A 20,829-nucleotide genomic window follows, 5' to 3' on the forward strand; every position below is an offset into this window, starting at 1 on the left:
CACTATCAGATAAATACTTATTTTCCTAATTTTACCATTCTTAACGTTTCGCTAATGCCACTGCACGCTACTCATCAGTACCCTATTAATTCATTAATAAATTTAATACTAAAAATCCACTCAAGTACCAGTAAATGCCGAATTAAAGATTAACCATAGGGAATAAATATTAGAAATATTCACCTCAGCGCCAATACTTACTTTCAGAATATCCATCATTCATAGAGGAAGCAGCGATGAGCGAAAACTATACGGTGGGCGATTATTTACTGGATCGTCTGACACAGATTGGTATTCAGCATCTCTTCGGGGTGCCAGGCGATTACAACCTGCATTTTCTCGATCATGTTATCAGGCACCCGAAGATCGCCTGGGTGGGCTGCGCGAACGAGTTAAACGCCGCTTACGCCGCCGATGGCTATGCGCGATGCCGTCCGGCGGCGGCCCTGCTTACCACCTTCGGTGTCGGCGAACTAAGCGCGATTAACGGTATTGCAGGCAGCTACGCAGAATGCCTGCCCGTCATTCACATCGCCGCTGCACCCAGTCTCGCGTCACAACACAACGGTGAATTACTCCATCACACATTAGGCGACGGCGACTTTAGCCACTTTTCCCGCATGGCGGCAGAAGTCACCGTTGCCCAAGCCAGCCTCACCGTCGAGAACGCCACCACAGAGATCGACAGGGTCATTGGAGAAGCGCTTGCTCAACACAAGCCGGTATATCTGTTTCTGCCCTTGGACGTGGCTGCCGCACCAGCAGGAACACGGCCGTACTCGCTCGTTATCCCTGAACCATTACGCTCTGATGAGTCACTGCAAGCCTTTGTTAGCGCCGCCACAGCGATGCTGAGTGAGGCAAAATCGGTCTCATTATTGGCAGATTTTCTGGCTCAGCGCGTTGGCGTTGCAGAGCAAATCCAACGCTGGCTCGATAAAACGCCGCTCCCCCACTCTACTTTACTGATGGGGAAAGGCACGTTAAACGAACAGCATCGCAGCTTTACCGGCACCTACGCGGGTGGCGGCAGTCACGAAGCGATCCGGGCACACATCGAAGACGCAGATGTCATCATCAGCATTGGCGTACGCTACACCGATACGATTACCACTGGCTTCAGCCACCAGATTCCCAGCGAAAAAAACATCGATATCCAGCCCACGCTGGCGCGCGTCGGCAGTCAGGTGTTCCCCGCTATTCCAATGTCAGACGCTATCACCGCGCTGGAAAAAATCACCGCGACACTCGCGCCCCGTTGGGATCACCGCACCATTACGCCGCCGGCCTTACCGCCATCAGAGCACACAGACACGCTCAATCAGCGGGAGTTGTGGCAACAGATGCAGCGTTTCCTCCGCTCTGGCGATATTCTCGTGACCGACCAGGGCACCTCCTGCTTTGGTGCCGCAGCGCTCCGGTTACCGAGCCACTGCCACTTCATCGTCCAGCCGCTGTGGGGATCTATAGGCTATTCTCTGCCAGCCGCATTCGGCGCACAAATCGCCGAACCAGAACGGCGCGTGGTGCTGTTGATCGGCGACGGATCGCTGCAGCTCACCGTACAGGAGCTTGGCTCTATTATTCGGGATCGCTTGAACATGGTCATTGTGGTACTGAATAACGAAGGCTATACGGTCGAACGCGCCATCCACGGCCCAGAACAGCGCTACAACGATATCGCGGCCTGGAACTGGACGCAGCTTCCCGCTGCGCTGGGCGCGGATGAAAACGAGATACTCTGCAAACAGGTGTGTTCACCCGTTGCCCTCGCGCAGGTACTTGAGCAGGTGAACGCCGCGTCTCGCTTCTCGCTCATTGAGGTGGTATTGCCGAGAATGGATATTCCCGCGCTCTTACACACCATCACGCAGTCACTTGAGACCCGCAATACCGTGCAGTAGAACGGCATACTTTTACCGCCTACCTCGTAAGCGGTATATTCAATGATTAAAGATGTATTTAAAATGCAATTTATAAACTGCATTCGTTGAGAGGCATCATCATGGCATACCGCGATCAATCCCTGGGTGAGTTGGCTATCGCTATTCCGCGCGCAACCAAACTCTTTCGTGAACTCAATCTGGACTTCTGCTGCGGCGGAAAGCAAACGCTCAGCCGCGCGGCGGGCAAAAAAGATCTCAATATCGACGAGCTGGAAGCACAGTTAGAAAAACTGGCCGCGCAGCCTTCTGACGCGCGCGACTGGCGTGAAGCACCGCTGGCCGACATTATCGCGTACATCATCCCTCGCTTTCACGATCGCCACCGCGAACAGCTGCCAGAGCTGATTCTGATGGCAGAAAAAGTCGAGCGCGTACATCACGATAAAGCCGATTGCCCACACGGCCTCGCAAATCAGTTGACCGCCATCTATAACGAGCTGTCTCAGCATATGATGAAAGAAGAACGCATCCTCTTCCCGATGATCAGTCAGGGAATGGGCGCGAATGCTGCCGCACCGATTTCAGTGATGGAGCATGAGCACGATGACGCTGGACGTGATGTGGAAGTGGTCAAAGAACTGACCAACGGCGTTGTACCACCGGAAGGTGCCTGCAACACCTGGCGTGCGCTGTACTCCGGTATCAACGAGTTCATTACCGACCTGATGGAACACATCCATCTGGAAAACAATTTGCTGTTCCCACGCGCGCTGCGCGGTGAGTAAATAATGTCGTTTTAATAAAAATAAAGTAATTAAAAACAATTAAGTAGAAACAAGAAAGGCGCTCAGTGAGCGCCTTTCTTTTGTCTGGAGATTACAGAATTTCCAGCAGTTCCACTTCAAAAATCAGCGCGCTAAACGGCGGAATGGAAGCACCCGCGCCACGTTCGCCATACGCCAGATTGTGCGGAATATAGAGTTCCCACTTGGAACCAACTGGCATCAGCGTCAGCGCTTCAATCCAGCCTGGAATCACGCCGCTTACTGGGAATTCAGCAGGTTGACCACGCTGGACGGAGCTGTCGAACACGCTGCCGTCAATCAGACGACCGGTGTAATGCACACGTACGCGATCCTGACGAGCCGGGATTGAACCTTCACCCTGCGTCAACACGCGGAATTGCAGACCCGATTCCGTGCTGTTCACGCCTTCTTTCTGCGCGTTTTCGGCCAGGAACTGCTGACCTTCTACCGCCAGCACCTGTTGGCGATCGCGACGTACCGCATCAGCACGCTCGTGAATTTCACGCAGCGCACGATGAACCACATCCACAGGCACCGCAGGCGCATTACCTTCCAGCGCGTCACGTAAACCAGCAAGCAGAGCTTCTGGGATCAGGCCTTCAAGACCTGATTCCTGTAACTGTTGACCAACCTGTAAGCCGATGCCGTAACTTGCCTGCGCTTCGACGCTATCAAAAGAAGGAGTTGTCATGGATGTTCCTTTTAATCTGTAAAAAACTGAAAGCGCAGCATAACAGCGACGGGGATTGGGGTAAAATCCTGTGTGCAGGTAATCACGTTAACCGCACGCCAGCCAAGCCATTCCGGGAAGCTGGCCTATACTGGTAGTTCTGATGTTGCTATCGCACGGGTTGCCTTAATCATCAACGCGTTAACTGGTCAGCCCATGTGGATTATCGGTATACTGGATTGCGTTATTATCCTGATACTGTTTTTATGCCGACGTCGCGTGGCTACTGGTATAGCTTAGTGACAGGCATAGCGTTGTTAGTGACATCATTTTTATACTGATTGTTTTTATACTGAACTGTAGTAAGAGAGGTCACCATGGGCAGAATTGCGCCCAGGAAGCGGAAAACCACCTGGGATTATCAAACGCTAGTACGCTTCTGCCAGCGAATCATCCAGCGGCAGCCCTCACATGCTGTAGCCGTAGAAAACGACGGAGAACGCGAAGAGCATGAACAGCTGCCATCTCCTTCCCTGCGCGAGCGTCTTGGTGTCATGCTACAGAAAGTCTGGCATCTGCCCGACGGTTATCACTGGATGGAACCGTTGCCGTTCTTCCATCGCCGCGGGATTTTAATCGCTATCGCACTGCTGCTCGTCGTGCTGCTCTGGCCTTACAGCGCCCAACATCCGCAGCCTGCCCGTACCACGCCCGTGCCTCTTACGCAGGCAGACAATCAGGCGGCGATGCAGGCCGTGATTATTGAAAACCAGCCTTCCATACCCCAGCAGCAACCTGCGGCTACCGAGCCTCCAACACAGTCATCAGCACCGTGGCGACAGTATGAGATCGCCTCTGGGCAAACGCTGGCACAGCTCTTTCGCGATAACAATCTGCCCGTCAGCGATGTGTTCGCGATGGCTCAGGTGGAAGGCCGGGATAAACCGCTCAGCAATTTACGGGCAGGTCAGGCAGTCAAATTACAGCTGAATGCACAAGGTATGGTCGCCGAGCTGGAGATCGAAACTACGGCGAACCAGACGATTCGGTTCACCCGCGGTGCGGACGGTGCTTTTACTCGCACTCGCTAACGAGCTAGCCGTTCCAATAGAAAATCGCGCAGGACGATAGCATGGTTGTGCTGCGCGTCTTTGCTGCCATAAAGCAGCGTGATTGCCTGCTTCTCTTCAAGTAACGCCAACAGCCTGCCGCACGCCGAGCCCTGCGCTAACTCATTACGATAATAATCCACAAATTCCGCCCAGCGTTCAGGTTCGGCGTGAAACCATTTCCGCAACTCGCTGCCCGGCGCGATGTCTTTAAACCACTCAACGCTCTCCAGACGCGCTTTGCTGATGCCACGCGGCCAAAGACGGTCAATCAGAAAAGTGTGGGGAGAGAAAGGGGCGTGCGCGTCATAAACACGGGTGAGATGAATCAAGTCAGACATGCGGCCTCCGGCCTGCTTTTTAGGTATAGGTAATGATAGATCATTTCCCGATCCCTAAAATGCAAAACGCTGGCACAAGGCCAGCGTTTCACATGTTAACTAAAGAGTTAATTCAACAATAAACGTGAATTACGCTTCAGCAACAACAACAACATTCAGTTCAGCAAAGACATCGCTGTGTACCTGGAAGCTCACTTCGTGCTCACCCAGAGTACGCAGAACGCCGTTCGGCAGGCGAACTTCGCTCTTAGCAATGTCAACACCGGCAGCCGTTACCGCATCAGCGATATCGCGAGTACCGATGGAACCGAACAGTTTACCTTCGTCGCCTGCTTTAGACGCGATGGTAACGCTACCCAGTTCTTTGATCTTAGCAGCGCGAGCTTCAGCAGCAGCCAGAACGTCAGCCAGTTTGGCTTCCAGTTCAGCACGGCGTGCTTCGAAGAACTCAACGTTTTTCTTGGTTGCCGGGACAGCTTTGCCCTGTGGAACCAGGAAGTTACGAGCATAGCCCGCTTTAACGTTTACCTGATCACCCAGGCTGCCCAGGTTTGCTACTTTATCAAGCAGAATAACTTGCATTACTTTATCCTCTCAAAGTCTCGTTAATGGACAGTGGCCGATTACTGATGACGGTCAGTGTACGGCAACAAAGACAAGTAACGCGCACGCTTGATAGCGCGGGCCAGCTGACGCTGGTATTTTGCACGAGTACCGGTGATACGGCTCGGAACAATCTTGCCGCTTTCAGTGATATAGTTTTTCAGCGTAGCGATATCTTTGTAATCAATCTCTACAACGCCTTCCGCGGTGAAACGGCAGAATTTGCGACGACGGAAATAACGTGCCATGTGGCTAGTCTCCAGAATCTATCAATTCAATCTGCTCGGCATGTAACACTATCTTGCTCAGACCATTGCGCCCTTGATGGCAGCTAATGAACCCGTGCACGGTAAGTTGCGTGCCGACCGTTATACTGTGGGTAACTGCTTGTGACGAGAGTCCGCTGACAATCACGGGCATACGGCACCATGCTTGCCGACTCAATCCGGCCTCCTCCTGTGTCGAGCGGTGCTCAAGCACAAACTGACAGTGAGGAATACCTGACGGGCTGACTTTACGAATGGGCGTCTTGCACACTGTGCCGGACAACACCAGACGATTCACCGTCACCACAACAATTACTCTTCAGAATCCCCTGCATCCACATCATCGCCAGCTTCAGCGAAATCTTCACGACGCTCACGGCGTTCGTCTTTCGCTTTCACCATTGGAGATGCTTCAGTTACCGCGTGCTTAACGCGCATAACCATGCTGCGGATAACGGCATCGTTAAAGCGGAAGTTTGTTTCCAGCTCATCGATCGCTTCCTGCGGCGCTTCAACGTTCAGCAGAACGTAGTGAGCTTTGTGCAGTTTGTTGATCGGGTAAGCCAGCTGACGGCGGCCCCAGTCTTCCAGACGGTGGATCGTGCCCTGCGCACCAGTGATGGTAGCAGTGTAGCGCTCGATCATGCCCGGAACCTGTTCGCTCTGGTCAGGATGAACCATAAATACGATTTCGTAATGACGCATCGAATTGCTCCTTACGGATTATTCAGCCTCCTGTCTGGGTCAACCGCGGCCCGTGGAGGCAAGGAACGTGTATGTGTGCGGCTGAAAAAATGACGCGTAAGTATAGTGCCCGACATTAAAGAACACAAGGAAGAAACACAGGAGTTTTCTGCGTGGCGATATTTAAGCGTTCGGGACGGGATTACAGCGTCCGCCGGAAGAAATCAGCCCCCGCCTGCAGCGCCGTTGGCGTAATGCGATGCCCCACGCCCGGCTCGGTCAAATACGTCAGATTAGCCAGCTTATCGCGCGCCTGTAATGCCTGATAAAGACGAGCGCTTTCTGCCGCCGGCACGACATCATCCGCTTCACCGTGCCACACCAGCAGCGGTCGATCGGACAGCGCGTCCAGACGCGTAGTGACATCATAATCCGCCAGTTTGCTCGCTAACGTCTGCAACACCGATTGATTTTCCTCACTATCGGCCGGAACCGGAGGAAACAGCGCGGACGATAGCGTAGAGAAATAGCCCGATCCCATAAACGCCGCCACCGCGCTAATCCAGGGATAACGCGCCATACACCCAAGCGCACTCATTCCACCGAGCGACGCACCGCAAACGCCAATCCGCTCACCATCAATCAGGCCACGCTGCCGATATTCCGCCACATAGCCGGGGAGTTCTTCAATATTCGATTGCAGAATATCCCAGAAGTGGCGCAGCCGCCGTGCGTCATCCCCGTCATAGCGCGCACCGTGCATGGCCGCATCGGCCAAAATCACCCGAAATCCAGCCTGAGCCAACGCATAGCCAAAATACGAGTACACCTCTTTTGATGAAGTGTAACCATGAAAGAAAAAAATCGTCGGAAGGGGCTGCTCTCTCCTTCCCGCTGGGGCCGCGTGAATCGTTTCAATACCGCTACCGAGTTTATCCAGTGACATTTCGACCATATTTCCCTCGTTTTCTGTTCTGTCAGCCTATTCTTATGTAGCGAAATCGTATTTAGCAGAAAGGGGATGACCTTCTACGATAACCCACTCATAGCCATTTTTTTATCTCCGTGTCGTCACTGATTCCGTGCTGGTTTAATCGGCGTATTTATGTAAATAAAAAAATCACATTGATCTAGATCAATAACTGAAATGAATGTTTACACTCCGTGATTAATTTTTTTTCACTTACTGCCGTTAACGCATGTGAAGCAAGACTAAAAAATAACCTTTTTTATTATAAGAGACACACATATGTTGGGACTTTCTTTTAAACACTGGGGCCTGGGTATCAAGCTATCCGCCATCGCTTCACTGAGCGTGGCGATACTTTTCATTGCATTCACCCTATCCCTCACCCGATCAGCAGGCAATCAGCTCAAAGCCCTGACCCTTAACGACATGCAGAGCCAGGTGAATGGCGTCACCGACATGATCAACATGTACGATACCAGCCTACAAGCCGAGGTTAGCAACTATACGCGGCTGCTGGCGAGCTTTCTGCCGACGCGGTTTTCACTGGATACCGTTAATCGCACGCCTTTTGGCAACACCTCTCACCCAACGCTTAAGGCTGGCGACACGGTATTGAACCTCAACACCGAAGTGCCAGACGATTTTCTGAGCCGTACCCACGCGATTTCAACGATTTTTGTCCGCGATGGAGAGGATTTTACGCGCGTTACCACGTCGCTGAAAAAAGAAGATGGATCGCGCGCGATGGGCACCAAACTCGATCGTGAAAGTCCGGCCTATGCGCCCGTGATGAAAGGCGACACCTACAGTGGGTTAGCCACGCTGTTCGGCAAACAGTACATCACCCAGTATCAACCGATACGCGATAGTGAAAACAAGGTGATCGGTATTCTGTTCGTCGGTGTCGACATCACGAAGCAATTTACCGAGATGCAGCAAACTATCCTGAACAAGAAAATGGGTGAAACCGGCCATTTCTTTGTACTTAGCACGAAAAAAGGAAAGGATGCGGGCAACTATCTTTACCACCAAAGTAATGCCAACCAACGCCCTGACTGGTCAGAAGGTGCGTTAGAGAAAGTGCTGGCAACCGGTAATGGTACGATCGAATACGACAACAACACGATGACGGGCGAAGAGAAAACCCGAATCATGGTGTACCGCAGTATTCCGCAGTGGAACTGGATTGTTGCAGGCACGGTGAGCAAAGAAAGCCTGATGGCAGAAATTAATCACACCCGTAACTTGTTTTTGGGCGGCGGCATTATTCTGGTTCTGCTGTTCGCCGCATTCTTTGTCATGCTGACACGTAAGTGGCTGAGCCAGCCGCTGGTTGAAATCGTCAAAGTGGCGGAGCAGTTTTCTGCCGGTAACCTGACCGCGACGCTTTCCAGCAACCGTAGCGACGAAGTTGGCCGCCTGATCGATGCCATTAACGGCATCGGGCAAGGGCTAACGACCATCGTGTCGCAGGTGAGAAATTCATCCGAAGAAATCAGTGCCAGCACCGATGCGCTGGCTGCCGATAGCGAAAACATCAGTGAGCAGATTGCCCGTCAGGCCAGTAGCGTCGAAGAGACGTCGGCCAGCATGGAGCAACTCTCCGCCAGCGTGAAGCAGAACGCTGATAACGTCTCCGCCGCCAAAGATCTGGCAGAGCAGAGCGCCGCCGCAGCACGAAACGGCAGCCAGACTGTCACCGACTCCGTTTCTACGATGAGCGACATCAAGAACTCATCACAGCGGATTGCTGATATCACGACGGTGATCGAATCTATCGCTTTCCAGACCAATATTCTGGCACTGAATGCCGCAGTAGAAGCCGCTCGCGCAGGTGAACACGGCAGAGGTTTCGCCGTGGTTGCTGCTGAAGTACGGGCGCTGGCACAGCGTAGTTCTACCGCAGTGAAAGAGATTGAAACCCTGATTGATGAATCACTGGAGAAAATCGAAGCGGGTTATCATTTCTCAGAAAAAACGCAGGCGGTAATGGACGACTTGCGTAACCGCATCTTGCAAGTCAGCACCATTGTGAACGATATCGATATCGCCTCACGCGAACAGTCCGCCGGTATCAGCCAGGTGAACATCGCGATTGTACAGATTGGTCAGGCAACACAGGAAAACGCCATTCTGGTCAACAATTCGGAAGACACCGCGCAGAGCCTGCGCCAGAAAGGCCACCACCTCAGCGAGCTGGTTAGCGTATTCCGTATTTAACATTCCACATACCCTAAATAATTCGAGTTGCAGGCAGGCGGCAAGAGAAGGCATCCCGATGAGCTTACTCAGGTAAGTGATTCGGGTAACTGAACGTAGCCAACACACCTGCAGCTTGAAGTATGACGGGTATAGCGGCCATCGTGTCACAGGTATTGCACGATGGCCGCCGCTTGCGTATTATGCCGACGTTTTTTTCACCCATCCCCCACACTGACAAAGGAGACGACACCATGACAACACTAACTCTGATTCTTTGCAGGACATCTCGGGACTAATTCCGCATTCTTTTCCGCTTTGCGTTATCCCCCAGCTGTAGCCTGCCTTACCCTATTTTTAAATTGATCAGCAGGATGATCTATGGGCAATGCTATTCGCTCTATTTCGGCGCGCGTCAGTGTGATCGCGACGGAAAATACCTGGATTGAAGATAAAGCAATCCAACAGCTTCACATTACATCACAACTTCCCGATATGGTTCGCGTGGCCGGCATGCCAGATTTGCATCCGGGCCGAGGTTACCCTATCGGCGCCGCCTTTTTTTCACAACAGCGTTTCTATCCGGCGCTGGTCGGAAACGATATCGGCTGCGGCATGGCGCTATGGCGCACGAGCCTGAACGCCAACAAAATCTCTCTGGATAAGCTGGAGAAACGGCTTGGTAATATCGATGGGCCACTGGAAGACGATATCGAGATTCCCCCTTCGCTGGCGGATTTTCGCTATTCGCTGGGCACCATCGGCGGCGGTAATCATTTTGCGGAACTACAGCAGCTTGATGAAATCTATCAACCCGATGCACTGCACGCTTTGCACATTGATCCTAAACAGCTGCTGTTGCTCGTCCACAGCGGCTCGCGCGGATTAGGGCAAACCATACTGGAAGCTCACGTGCGGGAATTCGGCCATCAGGGGCTTGAAGCCAATACGCCTGCCGCGGAGGCCTATCTGGAACAGCACCAGTTCGCGCTAACGTTTGCCACCCACAATCGGCGACTGATCGCGCAGCGAATGCTGGAACGTTGGCATACGGAAGGCGATGCCGCACTGGACGTGAATCACAATCTGGTGACATCAGCAACGATTGAGGGCATTTCTGGCTGGCTGCACCGCAAAGGCGCGACACCCGCCGATTGCGGACCCGTCATCATTCCCGGTTCACGCGGCGACTACAGCTACATCGTGCAGCCCATTCCTCACGCCGATAGCCTGTATTCGCTGGCACATGGCGCGGGCAGGAAGTGGATGCGCACGGAGTGTAAAGATCGGCTGTCTTCACGTTACAGCGTTCAGCAACTCGCACGAACCCGCTTCGGTAGCCGCGTGATTTGTCAGGACAGGCAACTGATTTTTCAGGAAGCACCAGAAGCCTACAAACCGATAGACAGCGTGATCGGTGCGATGCAGCAAGCGGGGTTAATCACGCTGATTGCTCGCCTGAAACCGGTACTCACCTACAAAACGCGCGGGGAGGATAAATGATATTGCTTCAACTCTCCGCCGCGCAGGGGCCGGACGAATGCATGCTGGCAACCGCAAAGGCTTTGCAGGCTCTGACGCGAGATGCCGCGCAGCAAGGCGTCGACTGTGAAATTATCGAAACCGAAGCGGGGAAACGCGCTGGCACACTACGTTCCGCACTGGTTCTGTTAAACGGTGAGCAGGCGGAACCGCTGGCCGCCAGTTGGTGCGGTACACTTCAGTGGACGTGCAATAGCCCCTGGCGCAAAGGTGGCGGACGCAAAAACTGGTTTATCGGCGTCGCACGCTTTCATCAGGAACAGGCGTTTGCCGATAACGAGATTCGCTTTGAAGCCACCAAATCCTCTGGTCCCGGTGGGCAGCATGTGAATAAAACCGAGTCTGCCGTCCGCGCCACCCATGTCGCCAGCGGTATCACGGTGAAGGTACAGAGTGAACGCAGCCAGCACGCCAACAAGCGTCTGGCCTGTTATCTCATCGCCTATCGTCTGGAAGCGTTACAACAGCAGCAGCACGCCGAATTACGGGCACAGCGGCGTCTGTTCCACCACCAGATAGAACGCGGTAATCCGGTAAAAGTCTTCAAAGGCGAAGATTTTACGCTGGTCACCTCGCGCTAACCTCAACTCACGGGCAGCACCGACTGCCCGTTATTTTTTCTCGGAAATGGCCTTAAAGTATTGGGATAAGCTAAACGGCACCTGTAAAGCCGGCTGTTTGCCGAGTCGATTAAGTTCATCGCGATGCGAGACTATCCATTGCTGCTGCAAGGGCTTCAACGTCGTTGTCCGCGCCGCAATGAGCGAATCCAGGAAATCCCGCTCGCCTTCCACCGCCAAATGGAATGCTTTTATCGCCAGTTTATCCACCTCACTGCCGGTACAGCGATTCATCGCCTGTTCATTCAAATAAACAAGCGCGGTGGCTTTATCATCGTTGTTTAACGTCCAGAACCAGTCGTTTTCAGACGGCAGCGCGACAGGGCTATCCTTCCCCCGCTCACGGCACTGCTGATAAATCGAATCTAATTCGTGTAATGAAGGTTCGGCATACGCACAGCCAGTAAACAACAGCAAGAAAGCAGCATTAACGATACAACGCACAGATCAGACTCCTTCCAAAAATTGAACAGCTTCCCTGTTAAAGAGAATGCCATCGGCCCGACGATAGCGCTACACTTCCGCTATCTACTCCTGTCAGGCTGAAACGATGAACATCGTGCGGATACTTTTCTTACCCCTAATACTGATGCTGTCCGGCTGCCAGATCATACAAGGTAAGCCTGTCGCGCCACCGCCGCCTGCGGAGAAAGCGCTTGAAATTCGCTACGCGCAAACCAGTAAGCTGGAAAAAATGGGGACGATTTCGGTGAGCATGCGCGGAAACGCAGATGACGTGGATCGCGCCCTTCAACAAAAGGCCGATGCCTCTGGTGCACATTATTATGTGATTGTAATGAAATCCGAGGCTGCCACGCTCCCCGGCATGTGGTTCGCGCGCGCCGTGCTGTATCGCTGAATCGGCGGGGCAGGTTGTAAAAAAATACCGGGCGGATTCCCGGTATTGTCATGCAACGGCAAATTAATACGACATACACGCCGCATTCAGAATCCCGCCGCTGAGCGAGGCGGCACAGAGAAAGGCACCGGTGGCGACATCATTATTCTGGATATGCTGGCTGAGGCGTGGCATATACAGGCGCACCGCGAAATAAATCACCAATTGCACCACCAGCGCGACTGCGCCCCAGGTGATGTAATCCACCAGACTCACCGAATTAATCGCCGCACTGGAAAGCGGGATCACATAGCCAATTAACGCCCCACCAAACCCAATAGCCGCCGTAGTATTGTTTTCTTTAATCAGCGCCCATTCATCATGCGGCGTGACACGGGTGTAGATAAACAGAAAGGCCAGCACCATGGCAAACCCGATAAAGAAATAGGAAGCGAAAGCGAGTAGCGACGTAACAATAGGCATAGCGATATTCCTTTTAAATGAGCCCCGTTGGCGCATCAGTAATAAATAAGAGGAAGCATGAAGAATATAGATGATTCTTGCATAGCAAAGCGTTTATACATGACTTTACGTGATAAACAACGCAGAAGCCCCCAGAGGAGCGCGTTATCCCTCAGCCTTCACACCCGCACGCGTCTCCTCACATTTTTTAAGAAAACGGATAAGCATTGCGCCTGAAATGCCGATAACAGATAAGGCATTTTTTATCAGTCAGATAGGTGCCTGTTTCACACTCATCACCTGCTTTATATGCAAACACACAACAACTAATCCGTTATTGACCTGCGATGACGGTAAATAATTAATGAACGAAAGGAAGAGGTTTATGCTGCGCTGGATGTCATTTCAAAACCTGTCTGTAACGCGCAAGTTATTGGTAGGGTTTGGTTTATTGCTCACCATGGGGGTCATCCTCTCTATGGTCGGCTTTTACGGATTACACAATAGCGACCAATCGTTAAAACGCATCAGCCGCCTTGGCGCCATGTATGACAAGACCGTGGTCGCGCGGGAAGGCAATTTTGGTTATGCGCTGGAGCGTAAAGCACAGTATCTGGAACAGCACGACAGTGCGATCGGTAACATTAAGGAAGAGCTGTCCGCGCTGCTGACAGCGATCGACACGGGCCATTGGCCAGCGGAAGACAAAAGCGCCATTCAGGATATCAGTGCGTCACTCAATGCTTATATTTCACAGCGCCAGCAGGTGATGAGCCCGGATGTCAGCCAACAGCGGCTCAGTGAATTGAACGAGCAGATGGCAGGGTTGCAGGAAAATATCAATAAGCTTTACTTCACGGAAGAAAGCCGCGCGGGCCGTAACGTCATTAGCAGCGACATACAGCTGGGCGTGATTACGCTGATTGCCATCATACTCGGTCTGACCACGGCCATCATTATCTCGCGGCAGATCGTACGCCCGCTGCATCAGGCGTTACATGCCACCCGCGCGATTGCGGAAGGCGACCTCACTATGCAGCTTCACAACGATCGTCATGATGAATTAGGCCAGTTGATTTCAGCCATGGGGCAGATGAACAGCAACCTGCACAGCATGATTGATAAAATTCGCCTCAGCGCGAACCAGATTTCCTATGCCGCTGGGGAAATTTCTGCCGGTAACACCGATCTCTCTTCTCGCACAACGCAACAGGCCGCCGCACTGGAAGAAACCGCCGCCAGTATGGAGCAGCTGACGTCAACGGTGAAACAGAATGCGGATAACGCCCATCAGGCCAACCGACTGGTTATGGATGCTTCTGACACCGCGAATCAAGGGGGAGAGCAGGTTTCTAAAGCCGTCAACACCATGCACGATATCGCGCAAAGCTCCCACCGCATCGCTGAAATTACCTCAATGATCAACAGCATCGCGTTTCAAACCAATATTCTGGCGCTTAATGCTGCGGTAGAGGCGGCACGAGCCGGTGAACAAGGACGTGGTTTCGCCGTTGTCGCCAGCGAAGTGCGCAATCTGGCGCAGCGCAGCGCACAGGCCGCCAAAGAGATCGACACGCTCATTGCCGAGTCGGTTTCACAGATCAATAACGGTGCAGCTCTCGTCAACGGCGCGGGAAAAACGATGGAAGGAATTGTCCAGTCAGTGACGCAGGTCCACGCCATCATGAAAGACATTACTACCGCGTCGGACGAGCAACATCGCGGCATTTCTCAGGTCGGTCAGGCCATTATAGAAATGGATCAGAACACGCAGCAAAACACCGTGTTGGTGGAGCAATCCTCTTCTGCCGCTCAGTCGCTGGAACAGCAGGCGATCGTGCTTTCTGACGCCGTTTCCGTCTTCCGGCTTTTACAGCCTTCGCAACAAGACGTTCGCAGGCTGGTAAGTCCTGCCGTATAAGCACTATTTAGAACGCTAGTCCCAACGAAAAAGAGGTGCCCCAGGGCACCTCTTTACTATCATTCGCGACACTGATTACGCGCGCTGACGCACAGCTTCAAACAGGCACACGCCCGTGGCAACCGACACATTCAGTGAAGACACGCTGCCTGCCATCGGAATGCTGATCAATTCATCGCAGTGTTCACGAGTCAGACGACGCATACCTTCCCCTTCCGCGCCCATTACCAGCGCCAGCGGCCCGGTCAGCTTGCTTTGGTATAGCGTATGATCCGCTTCACCCGCTGTGCCAACGATCCAGATATTACGCTCCTGCAACAGGCGCATCGTACGGGCCAGATTGGTCACGCTGATAACCGGTACAGTTTCCGCCGCACCGCAGGCCACCTTCTTCACCGTCGCATTAAGCTGCGCGGAACGATCGCGTGGCACAATCACCGCATGCACGCCAGCCCCATCCGCATTACGCAGGCAAGCGCCCAGGTTATGTGGATCGGTCACGCCGTCCAATATCAGCAGGAAAGGCGTTTCCAGATTGTCTAACATCGCAGGCAGATCGTTTTCCTGATATTTCCGCCCTTCTTTGACTTTCGCTACGATCCCCTGATGCACCGCGTCGTCAGCCTGCTTATCCAGCCATTGACGATTCGCCACCTGAATGACGATGCCCTGCGCTTCCAGCTCTGCAATCACAGGCTGAAGGCGACGATCGTCGCGCCCTTTCAGAACAAAAACTTCCAGAAAACGCTGTGGATCGCGCTCAAGCAGTGCCTTAACCGCGTGGATACCGTAAATAATTTCGCTCATTGATACTCTTCAAATTAACCATAACAGGCAGTGCCCGTTAATGTAGAGATAGAGGTTTACCCCGCGCGCTCCCCTTCTCAGTGGAGGGCGCGGGCTCACTAACCTTACTCAGCAGATTTTTTCTTCGCGCGTTTCGCTTTGGTTGCGGCAGCGATTTTACGCGTTTTTTCCACGTTCTTTTTCGCTTTATCGCGGTTCTTTTTCGGCTTGGCTTTTGACTTATCCGACTTCGTGTTGCTATCGCCTTCTTTGCGGAATGCGGCATCCGGCTCAAAGTTTGCCGGCGCTTTGCTCGCGCTGCGACGACGTCGACTTGGCTTGGCCTCGCGCGACTCCGGTTTCTTCACACGATCGCGTGCAGTTTTACCTTCACCGCGCACCTTGCGCGTGCTGGAAATCAACGCGAAATCAATGTTGCGCTCATCCATATGGACGGCTTCAACACGAATTTCGACTTCATCACCCAGACGATAAACCTGCCCGCGCGATTCGCCAATCAGCCGCTGGCCAATATTATCGTAGCGGTAGTAGTCATTATCCAGCGTGGAAACATGTACCAGCCCGTCGATAAACAGATCTTTCAGGCGCACGAAGAAGCCAAAACCGGTCACGCTGGCGATAATCCCCGTAAAGACCTCACCCACGTGATCCTGCATAAAGTCGCATTTCAGCCAGTCTGCGACGTCACGCGTGGCTTCATCCGCACGGCGCTCCGTCATCGAGCAGTGCATGCCCAGTTGTAGCATCTCGTTAATGTCGCTATGCCAGCCGCCCGTTGGCGTCCAGCGCTCATGACGATCGCTCAGCAGATACTTAATGGCGCGGTGCAGCGACAGGTCTGGATAACGACGAATCGGTGACGTGAAATGACCATAAGACGTTAATGCCAGACCGAAGTGGCCTCGGTTTTCTGGGTCATAAATCGCCTGCTTCATTGAACGCAGCAGCATCGTTTGCAGCATTTCCCGGTCGGGACGATCAGCCAACTCATTCATCAATTCGGCGTAATCTTTCGGCTGTGGCTTCATTCCGCCTTTCAGCGTCAGCCCCAGTTCGCCCAACACGCTACGCAGGGCTAAGACATGGTCTTCACTCGGCTGATCGTGTACGCGGAACAGCGCTGGTTCTTCGTTTTTCTCCACAAATTTCGCGGCGGAGATATTCGCCAGAATCATGCACTCTTCGATCAGTTTGTGCGCATCGTTACGCACCACCGCTTCCACACGATCGATACGGCGTTCAGCGTTGAAAATGAACTTCGCTTCTTCCGTTTCAAACGCGATGCCGCCACGCACTTCACGCGCGTGTTCAAGCACCTTGTACATGCGGTGTAGCTCTTCCAACCCACCTACCAGCGGCTTGTAGTGCTCGCGCAGTTCAGCGTCGCCTTGCAGAATATTCCACACTTTGGTGTAGGTCAGGCGCGCATGTGAGCTCATCACTGCTTCATAGAACTTATAGGACGACAGCTTACCCTGCGCCGAAACAGTCATTTCACAGACCATGCACAGGCGATCGACCTGCGGGTTGAGCGAACAGAGTCCGTTCGACAGCACTTCCGGCAGCATCGGTACCACCTGCGATGGGAAGTAGACCGAGGTGCCACGCGCCCGCGCTTCATGGTCGAGCGCCGTATTCGGCCGAACGTAATAGCTCACGTCCGCAATCGCAACCCATAAGCGCCAGCCACCGCCGCGTTTCGGCTCACAGTGTACAGCGTCATCAAAATCGCGAGCATCTTCGCCGTCAATCGTCACCAGCGGCAGCTTACGCAGATCCACACGGCCTTTTTTCGCGGCTTCCGGTACTTCTTCGGAGAGATCCTTTACCTGCTCTTCCACTTTAGGCGGCCAGGTGTGCGGAATATCATGGGTACGCAGGGCGATATCCACCGCCAGCCCGGTACCCATGTTGTCACCGAGAATCTCGACGATCTTACCCACCGCTTTCGTGCGGCGCGTGGCGCGTTGCGTCAGCTCAACCACCACCACGAAGCCCATACGAGCGCCGTTAATTTCTTCTTTCGGGATCAAAATATCGAAGCTCAGGCGGCTGTCATCCGGTACGACGAACCCGACACCAGCATCGACAAAATAGCGTCCAACAATTTGTCCGGTACGCGGTTCCAGCACGCGCACGATGCGCCCTTCACGACGCCCTTTACGATCCGCGCCCAGCGGCTGTGCCAGTACTACATCGCCGTGAATCGCCCGTTTCATCTCTTCGGCCGACAGATAAAGATCGTCTTTGCGGCCTTCTACTCGCAGGAAGCCGAAACCATCGCGGTGACCAATGACCGTACCGCGCAGCAGATCGAGTTTTTCCGGCAACGCATAGCACTGACGGCGGGTAAAGATAAGCTGACCATCACGCTCCATCGCACGCAGGCGACGGCGCAGCGCTTCGAGAGCGTCTTCTCCGGTTAATTGCAGGTCGGCGGCTAATTCTTCTCGGCTAATCGGGGTATCGCGCTTGGCGATATGCGCCAAAATATATTCACGACTGGGGATGGGAGATTCGTATTTTTCTGCTTCTCGTTCCAGGAATGGATCTTGTGACATTGCGGTTCCTCCGTTGTCATCAGCAGGAGGCTGAACAAAAATCATTCAACCAACAATAATTTATAAAGCGGCGGGTTTTCTTTGACCATATCAGCCAGCGTGTATTGATCCAGCTCATGCAGGAAATTTTGTACCGCCTGTTGAAGCACCTGCTTCAAGCGACAGGCCGGTGTGATGTGGCAAAATTCGTGGCTACAATTAACCAGCGTGAGCGGCTCCAATTCGCGCACCACATCGCCAATTCGGATGGTTTCTGCCGGTTTCCCAAGACGGATACCGCCATTCTTGCCGCGCACGGCCATCACCAACCCAGCACGACTAAGTTGATTGATAATTTTGACCATATGATTACGGGACACACCATATACTTCCGTGACCTCCGAAATGCTGGTCATTTTCCCGCCCGGCAGCGATGCCATGTAAATCAGCGCCCGCAAACCATAATCCGTAAAACTTGTTAACTGCACATAAACCTCGGATACCTCTGGGTATCATTGACTGGCGTATTTGAGTACGCCCCTGAAAAACCAACGCTATTAACAGATAATAAACCAGGCGTAAACGCTACGGCTAATTATTTATACCCTTTGCGTTGAGAGAAGCCCGTGACGAGAGAAGCCTGTGTTGCGGGAAGCTCTCGCTTACGCCCTTCTTGCCCGCCCCTTTTTACGCCTGCCATATCTTTTTAATTTTATCTCACCGCAACACAGATAACGTATTCTCTTTCGTTGCACACACCACATCCAATGATGACTGGGTTATCACCCACGAAGGCGGCGTAAGGAAAAGGACACCATGGGGTTGAAAAATATTTCTATTCGTACCGGCTTATTAACGTTATTGCTGCTCACTACCCTGTTGCTGCTTATCGTCAGCAGCATGGGCGTTGTCGCGATTAAGAAAGACAGGGAAACGCTGGTGGCACAAAATCAGATTCAGGGCATTGAGCTGGGCAACCTGATGAGCGGCTATAACCACACGCTCAGCGCACGTGCCTCGGCAACGCTCGCCGTCAGGAAGATCGAAATCGGCCTGCTGGACGACGGAGCCAAGGAAACCGGGGTCGTAGAGAAGCATCTTCGCCAATCGCAGGAAGATATTGCACGCGTGATCCAATCGGCCAATGCCGATCCCAAACAGCAGGCGCTGGCGCAGGACGTATTGAAAACCTATCAGGCCTATTTTCAGCAGGGCATGACCCCGATGCTAAGTGCACTGCAAAAGCAGTATACCGACGAATATTATGAAGTTCTGGAAAAACAGCTCGGCCCGCTGAGTGAAGCCTTTGATTTATCAATCCAGAATTTCCGTCAGTATGCCCAACAGCTTTCCGAACAGGGGCTGGCACAGTCCGAGAGCAACGAGCGCATCATGCTGTTGCTCATTGCCATCGCCTGCCTGCTGTCTATCACGCTGGTGGCATTAGCCTGGGTCGCGCTACGGCACATGCTGCTCAAACCGCTGGACTATGCCATTGAGCAACTGGAGCAGGTTGCCGCTGGTAACCTGACCCGCCGCCTGATTCAAGGCGGAGACAATGAACTGGGTCGACTCAATGATGCTATCGGCCGCATGCAGGGTGCGCTGCTGGAGTCGGTTAGTCAGGTGCGTGATGCCAGCACGCAAATCGATCTCGGTAGCCGCGAACTGTTTGAAGAAAACGCTCAGCTTTCTCAACGCACCGAAGAATCCGTTGCTGCACTGGAACAGACGGCAGCGAGCATGGAGCAATTGAGCGCGACGGTGAAACTCAATGCCGATCACGCGGAACTCGCGCATCAGTTGGCCAATAATGTCTCTAACACCAGCAGCCGCAGCAACGAGTCCGTCTGTTACGTCATTGAAAAAATGCAGGAGATCGCCACCAGCGCCAAGCGCATCAATGACATTCTCAGCGTCATTGACGGCATCGCATTCCAGACCAACATTCTGGCGCTGAACGCCTCCGTTGAGTCCGCTCGCGCTGGCGAACAAGGCAGAGGCTTTGCCGTCGTCGCCGGAGAAGTGCGTAATCTGGCGCAGCATAGCGCACAGGCGGCGAAAGAAATCCGCGCATTGATTTTGGATTCCCAAACGCGCGTGTCCGAAGGGCTTGAATTAGCCACTAAAGCGGGTGAAACCATGGATGAAGTGACCGACGAAATCATCCGCATTACGCAGCTGATGCGGGATATCTCCACCGCCACGCAAGAACAGCATCGTGGTATTGAGCAGGTTAACGTCGCTTTCACACAGATCGATAAGGTCGCTCAGCACAACGCGCAGCTCGTCAAAGCCTCGTCCGTGACTACACAGTCGCTGGAGCAGCAGTCTCAGCAGTTGATGCGCTCCATGGCACTGTTTCAGGTAGATCCTCGCCTTTCCTAATCTACTGGTATTCCACCACCTATGGTCAGCCCAGCGCTGACCATAGGCATCCCCCGCAGATAGCCCCCGCTTCCACATATTCCCTAAAAAATTGAACAAAGAATGAAAAAAAGCAGGAACCCTTTTCCCTCCCGACACACCTATTTCATAGGTATACTTTCAGATAATTTGAGTATT

The 20,829-nt window shown here is 53.1% G+C and carries 22 protein-coding genes; 10 read left to right on the top strand and 12 right to left on the bottom strand.

Going from position 1 to position 20,829, the window contains the following annotated elements; translation table 11 throughout:
• The first annotated feature begins 236 nt into the window (after window positions 1-236).
• Both ipdC and ytfE read left to right on the top strand, forming a co-directional pair.
• Window positions 237-1,904 (top strand): indolepyruvate decarboxylase, encoded by a 1,668-nt coding sequence (gene ipdC / locus Q3A88_RS08605; RefSeq protein WP_317177737.1) that lies wholly within the window; start codon window positions 237-239, stop codon window positions 1,902-1,904.
• 101 nt (window positions 1,905-2,005) lie between these two features.
• The gene (gene ytfE, locus Q3A88_RS08610; protein ID WP_010279034.1) at window positions 2,006-2,671 is read left to right on the top strand and encodes an iron-sulfur cluster repair protein YtfE; all 666 of its coding nucleotides are present in this window, start codon (window positions 2,006-2,008) and stop codon (window positions 2,669-2,671) included.
• A 91-nt stretch (window positions 2,672-2,762) separates the two neighbouring features.
• Here the strand turns inward: ytfE and fklB are convergent, their stop codons facing one another.
• Entirely contained in the window at window positions 2,763-3,383 is a 621-nt protein-coding gene (gene fklB / locus Q3A88_RS08615; protein WP_010279036.1) for an FKBP-type peptidyl-prolyl cis-trans isomerase, read from the bottom strand.
• A gap of 2 nt (window positions 3,384-3,385) precedes the next feature.
• Between fklB and Q3A88_RS08620 the strand changes: the two genes are divergently transcribed.
• Window positions 3,386-3,520 (top strand): hypothetical protein, encoded by a 135-nt coding sequence (locus Q3A88_RS08620; protein WP_010279037.1) that lies wholly within the window; start codon window positions 3,386-3,388, stop codon window positions 3,518-3,520.
• A gap of 219 nt (window positions 3,521-3,739) precedes the next feature.
• Window positions 3,740-4,453, top strand: a complete 714-nt coding sequence (locus Q3A88_RS08625; RefSeq protein ID WP_233990567.1) for a LysM-like peptidoglycan-binding domain-containing protein — start codon at window positions 3,740-3,742, stop codon at window positions 4,451-4,453.
• On the opposite strand, the gene Q3A88_RS08630 is transcribed toward Q3A88_RS08625, so the two are convergent.
• From Q3A88_RS08630 to yjfP, 6 genes are all read right to left on the bottom strand, one after another.
• The gene (locus Q3A88_RS08630) at window positions 4,450-4,812 is read right to left on the bottom strand and encodes a DUF488 domain-containing protein (protein WP_110162474.1); all 363 of its coding nucleotides are present in this window, start codon (window positions 4,810-4,812) and stop codon (window positions 4,450-4,452) included. The two genes, Q3A88_RS08625 and Q3A88_RS08630, sit on opposite strands and share 4 nt — an antisense overlap.
• A gap of 129 nt (window positions 4,813-4,941) precedes the next feature.
• Window positions 4,942-5,394 carry a 50S ribosomal protein L9 gene (gene rplI / locus Q3A88_RS08635; RefSeq protein ID WP_010279043.1) on the bottom strand — a complete coding sequence of 151 codons (453 nt, stop codon included), beginning with the start codon at window positions 5,392-5,394 and terminating at the stop codon, window positions 4,942-4,944.
• A 41-nt stretch (window positions 5,395-5,435) separates the two neighbouring features.
• Window positions 5,436-5,663 carry a 30S ribosomal protein S18 gene (gene rpsR / locus Q3A88_RS08640; RefSeq protein ID WP_005974788.1) on the bottom strand — a complete coding sequence of 76 codons (228 nt, stop codon included), beginning with the start codon at window positions 5,661-5,663 and terminating at the stop codon, window positions 5,436-5,438.
• Between the two features lie 4 nt (window positions 5,664-5,667).
• Entirely contained in the window at window positions 5,668-5,988 is a 321-nt protein-coding gene (priB, locus tag Q3A88_RS08645; RefSeq protein ID WP_015841576.1) for a primosomal replication protein N, read from the bottom strand.
• 5 nt (window positions 5,989-5,993) lie between these two features.
• A complete protein-coding gene (rpsF, locus tag Q3A88_RS08650; protein WP_005974793.1) occupies window positions 5,994-6,386 on the bottom strand; it encodes a 30S ribosomal protein S6 in 393 nt (130 codons plus the stop codon).
• Window positions 6,387-6,567: 181 nt separating this feature from the next.
• Complete coding sequence (gene yjfP / locus Q3A88_RS08655; RefSeq protein ID WP_233990571.1) at window positions 6,568-7,320, bottom strand: esterase; 753 nt, start codon at window positions 7,318-7,320, stop codon at window positions 6,568-6,570.
• Between the two features lie 294 nt (window positions 7,321-7,614).
• Here yjfP and Q3A88_RS08660 point away from each other — a divergent pair, with 294 nt between their 5' ends.
• From Q3A88_RS08660 to prfH, 3 genes are all read left to right on the top strand, one after another.
• Window positions 7,615-9,555 carry a methyl-accepting chemotaxis protein gene (locus tag Q3A88_RS08660; RefSeq protein WP_110162472.1) on the top strand — a complete coding sequence of 647 codons (1,941 nt, stop codon included), beginning with the start codon at window positions 7,615-7,617 and terminating at the stop codon, window positions 9,553-9,555.
• 360 nt (window positions 9,556-9,915) lie between these two features.
• Window positions 9,916-11,037, top strand: a complete 1,122-nt coding sequence (locus Q3A88_RS08665; RefSeq protein WP_010279059.1) for an RNA ligase RtcB family protein — start codon at window positions 9,916-9,918, stop codon at window positions 11,035-11,037.
• Window positions 11,034-11,657 carry a peptide chain release factor H gene (prfH, locus tag Q3A88_RS08670; protein ID WP_039502029.1) on the top strand — a complete coding sequence of 208 codons (624 nt, stop codon included), beginning with the start codon at window positions 11,034-11,036 and terminating at the stop codon, window positions 11,655-11,657. The genes Q3A88_RS08665 and prfH overlap by 4 nt, the downstream gene beginning before the upstream one ends.
• A gap of 30 nt (window positions 11,658-11,687) precedes the next feature.
• Here prfH and Q3A88_RS08675 read toward each other — a convergent pair whose 3' ends face one another.
• Complete coding sequence (locus Q3A88_RS08675) at window positions 11,688-12,140, bottom strand: hypothetical protein (protein WP_317177738.1); 453 nt, start codon at window positions 12,138-12,140, stop codon at window positions 11,688-11,690.
• Window positions 12,141-12,246: 106 nt separating this feature from the next.
• Between Q3A88_RS08675 and bsmA the strand changes: the two genes are divergently transcribed.
• Window positions 12,247-12,555, top strand: coding sequence for a biofilm peroxide resistance protein BsmA (bsmA, locus tag Q3A88_RS08680; protein WP_317177739.1), 309 nt, complete (start codon window positions 12,247-12,249; stop codon window positions 12,553-12,555).
• Window positions 12,556-12,618: 63 nt separating this feature from the next.
• On the opposite strand, the gene Q3A88_RS08685 is transcribed toward bsmA, so the two are convergent.
• Entirely contained in the window at window positions 12,619-13,017 is a 399-nt protein-coding gene (locus Q3A88_RS08685; protein WP_233990573.1) for a DUF350 domain-containing protein, read from the bottom strand.
• A 364-nt stretch (window positions 13,018-13,381) separates the two neighbouring features.
• Between Q3A88_RS08685 and Q3A88_RS08690 the strand changes: the two genes are divergently transcribed.
• Window positions 13,382-14,917, top strand: coding sequence for a methyl-accepting chemotaxis protein (locus Q3A88_RS08690; protein ID WP_317177740.1), 1,536 nt, complete (start codon window positions 13,382-13,384; stop codon window positions 14,915-14,917).
• Window positions 14,918-14,992: 75 nt separating this feature from the next.
• On the opposite strand, the gene rlmB is transcribed toward Q3A88_RS08690, so the two are convergent.
• The 3 genes from rlmB to nsrR form a co-directional block, all read right to left on the bottom strand.
• A complete protein-coding gene (rlmB, locus tag Q3A88_RS08695; RefSeq protein ID WP_010279080.1) occupies window positions 14,993-15,724 on the bottom strand; it encodes a 23S rRNA (guanosine(2251)-2'-O)-methyltransferase RlmB in 732 nt (243 codons plus the stop codon).
• Window positions 15,725-15,828: 104 nt separating this feature from the next.
• Window positions 15,829-18,285 carry a ribonuclease R gene (gene rnr / locus Q3A88_RS08700; RefSeq protein WP_233990575.1) on the bottom strand — a complete coding sequence of 819 codons (2,457 nt, stop codon included), beginning with the start codon at window positions 18,283-18,285 and terminating at the stop codon, window positions 15,829-15,831.
• A 41-nt stretch (window positions 18,286-18,326) separates the two neighbouring features.
• Entirely contained in the window at window positions 18,327-18,752 is a 426-nt protein-coding gene (gene nsrR / locus Q3A88_RS08705; RefSeq protein WP_010279087.1) for a nitric oxide-sensing transcriptional repressor NsrR, read from the bottom strand.
• A gap of 328 nt (window positions 18,753-19,080) precedes the next feature.
• Here nsrR and Q3A88_RS08710 point away from each other — a divergent pair, with 328 nt between their 5' ends.
• The gene (locus Q3A88_RS08710; protein ID WP_317177741.1) at window positions 19,081-20,652 is read left to right on the top strand and encodes a methyl-accepting chemotaxis protein; all 1,572 of its coding nucleotides are present in this window, start codon (window positions 19,081-19,083) and stop codon (window positions 20,650-20,652) included.
• Window positions 20,653-20,829 lie beyond the last annotated feature (177 nt).

Origin of the sequence: Pectobacterium sp. HCp5_1, from assembly GCF_032905925.1 — a bacterium.
GTDB classification, from domain to species: domain Bacteria; phylum Pseudomonadota; class Gammaproteobacteria; order Enterobacterales; family Enterobacteriaceae; genus Pectobacterium; species Pectobacterium brasiliense_A.

Bases quoted from the DNA above. Each gene is read 5' to 3' on its own strand.
- ipdC (WP_317177737.1), top strand. From the start codon at position 237: ATGAGCGAAAACTATACGGTGGGCGATTATTTACTGGATCGTCTGACA.
- ytfE (WP_010279034.1), top strand. From the start codon at position 2,006: ATGGCATACCGCGATCAATCCCTGGGTGAGTTGGCTATCGCTATTCCG.
- fklB (WP_010279036.1), bottom strand. From the start codon at position 3,383: ATGACAACTCCTTCTTTTGATAGCGTCGAAGCGCAGGCAAGTTACGGC.
- Q3A88_RS08620 (WP_010279037.1), top strand. From the start codon at position 3,386: ATGTTCCTTTTAATCTGTAAAAAACTGAAAGCGCAGCATAACAGCGAC.
- Q3A88_RS08625 (WP_233990567.1), top strand. From the start codon at position 3,740: ATGGGCAGAATTGCGCCCAGGAAGCGGAAAACCACCTGGGATTATCAA.
- Q3A88_RS08630 (WP_110162474.1), bottom strand. From the start codon at position 4,812: ATGTCTGACTTGATTCATCTCACCCGTGTTTATGACGCGCACGCCCCT.
- rplI (WP_010279043.1), bottom strand. From the start codon at position 5,394: ATGCAAGTTATTCTGCTTGATAAAGTAGCAAACCTGGGCAGCCTGGGT.
- rpsR (WP_005974788.1), bottom strand. From the start codon at position 5,663: ATGGCACGTTATTTCCGTCGTCGCAAATTCTGCCGTTTCACCGCGGAA.
- rpsF (WP_005974793.1), bottom strand. From the start codon at position 6,386: ATGCGTCATTACGAAATCGTATTTATGGTTCATCCTGACCAGAGCGAA.
- yjfP (WP_233990571.1), bottom strand. From the start codon at position 7,320: ATGGTCGAAATGTCACTGGATAAACTCGGTAGCGGTATTGAAACGATT.
- Q3A88_RS08660 (WP_110162472.1), top strand. From the start codon at position 7,615: ATGTTGGGACTTTCTTTTAAACACTGGGGCCTGGGTATCAAGCTATCC.
- Q3A88_RS08665 (WP_010279059.1), top strand. From the start codon at position 9,916: ATGGGCAATGCTATTCGCTCTATTTCGGCGCGCGTCAGTGTGATCGCG.
- prfH (WP_039502029.1), top strand. From the start codon at position 11,034: ATGATATTGCTTCAACTCTCCGCCGCGCAGGGGCCGGACGAATGCATG.
- bsmA (WP_317177739.1), top strand. From the start codon at position 12,247: ATGAACATCGTGCGGATACTTTTCTTACCCCTAATACTGATGCTGTCC.
- Q3A88_RS08685 (WP_233990573.1), bottom strand. From the start codon at position 13,017: ATGCCTATTGTTACGTCGCTACTCGCTTTCGCTTCCTATTTCTTTATC.
- Q3A88_RS08690 (WP_317177740.1), top strand. From the start codon at position 13,382: ATGCTGCGCTGGATGTCATTTCAAAACCTGTCTGTAACGCGCAAGTTA.
- rlmB (WP_010279080.1), bottom strand. From the start codon at position 15,724: ATGAGCGAAATTATTTACGGTATCCACGCGGTTAAGGCACTGCTTGAG.
- rnr (WP_233990575.1), bottom strand. From the start codon at position 18,285: ATGTCACAAGATCCATTCCTGGAACGAGAAGCAGAAAAATACGAATCT.
- Q3A88_RS08710 (WP_317177741.1), top strand. From the start codon at position 19,081: ATGGGGTTGAAAAATATTTCTATTCGTACCGGCTTATTAACGTTATTG.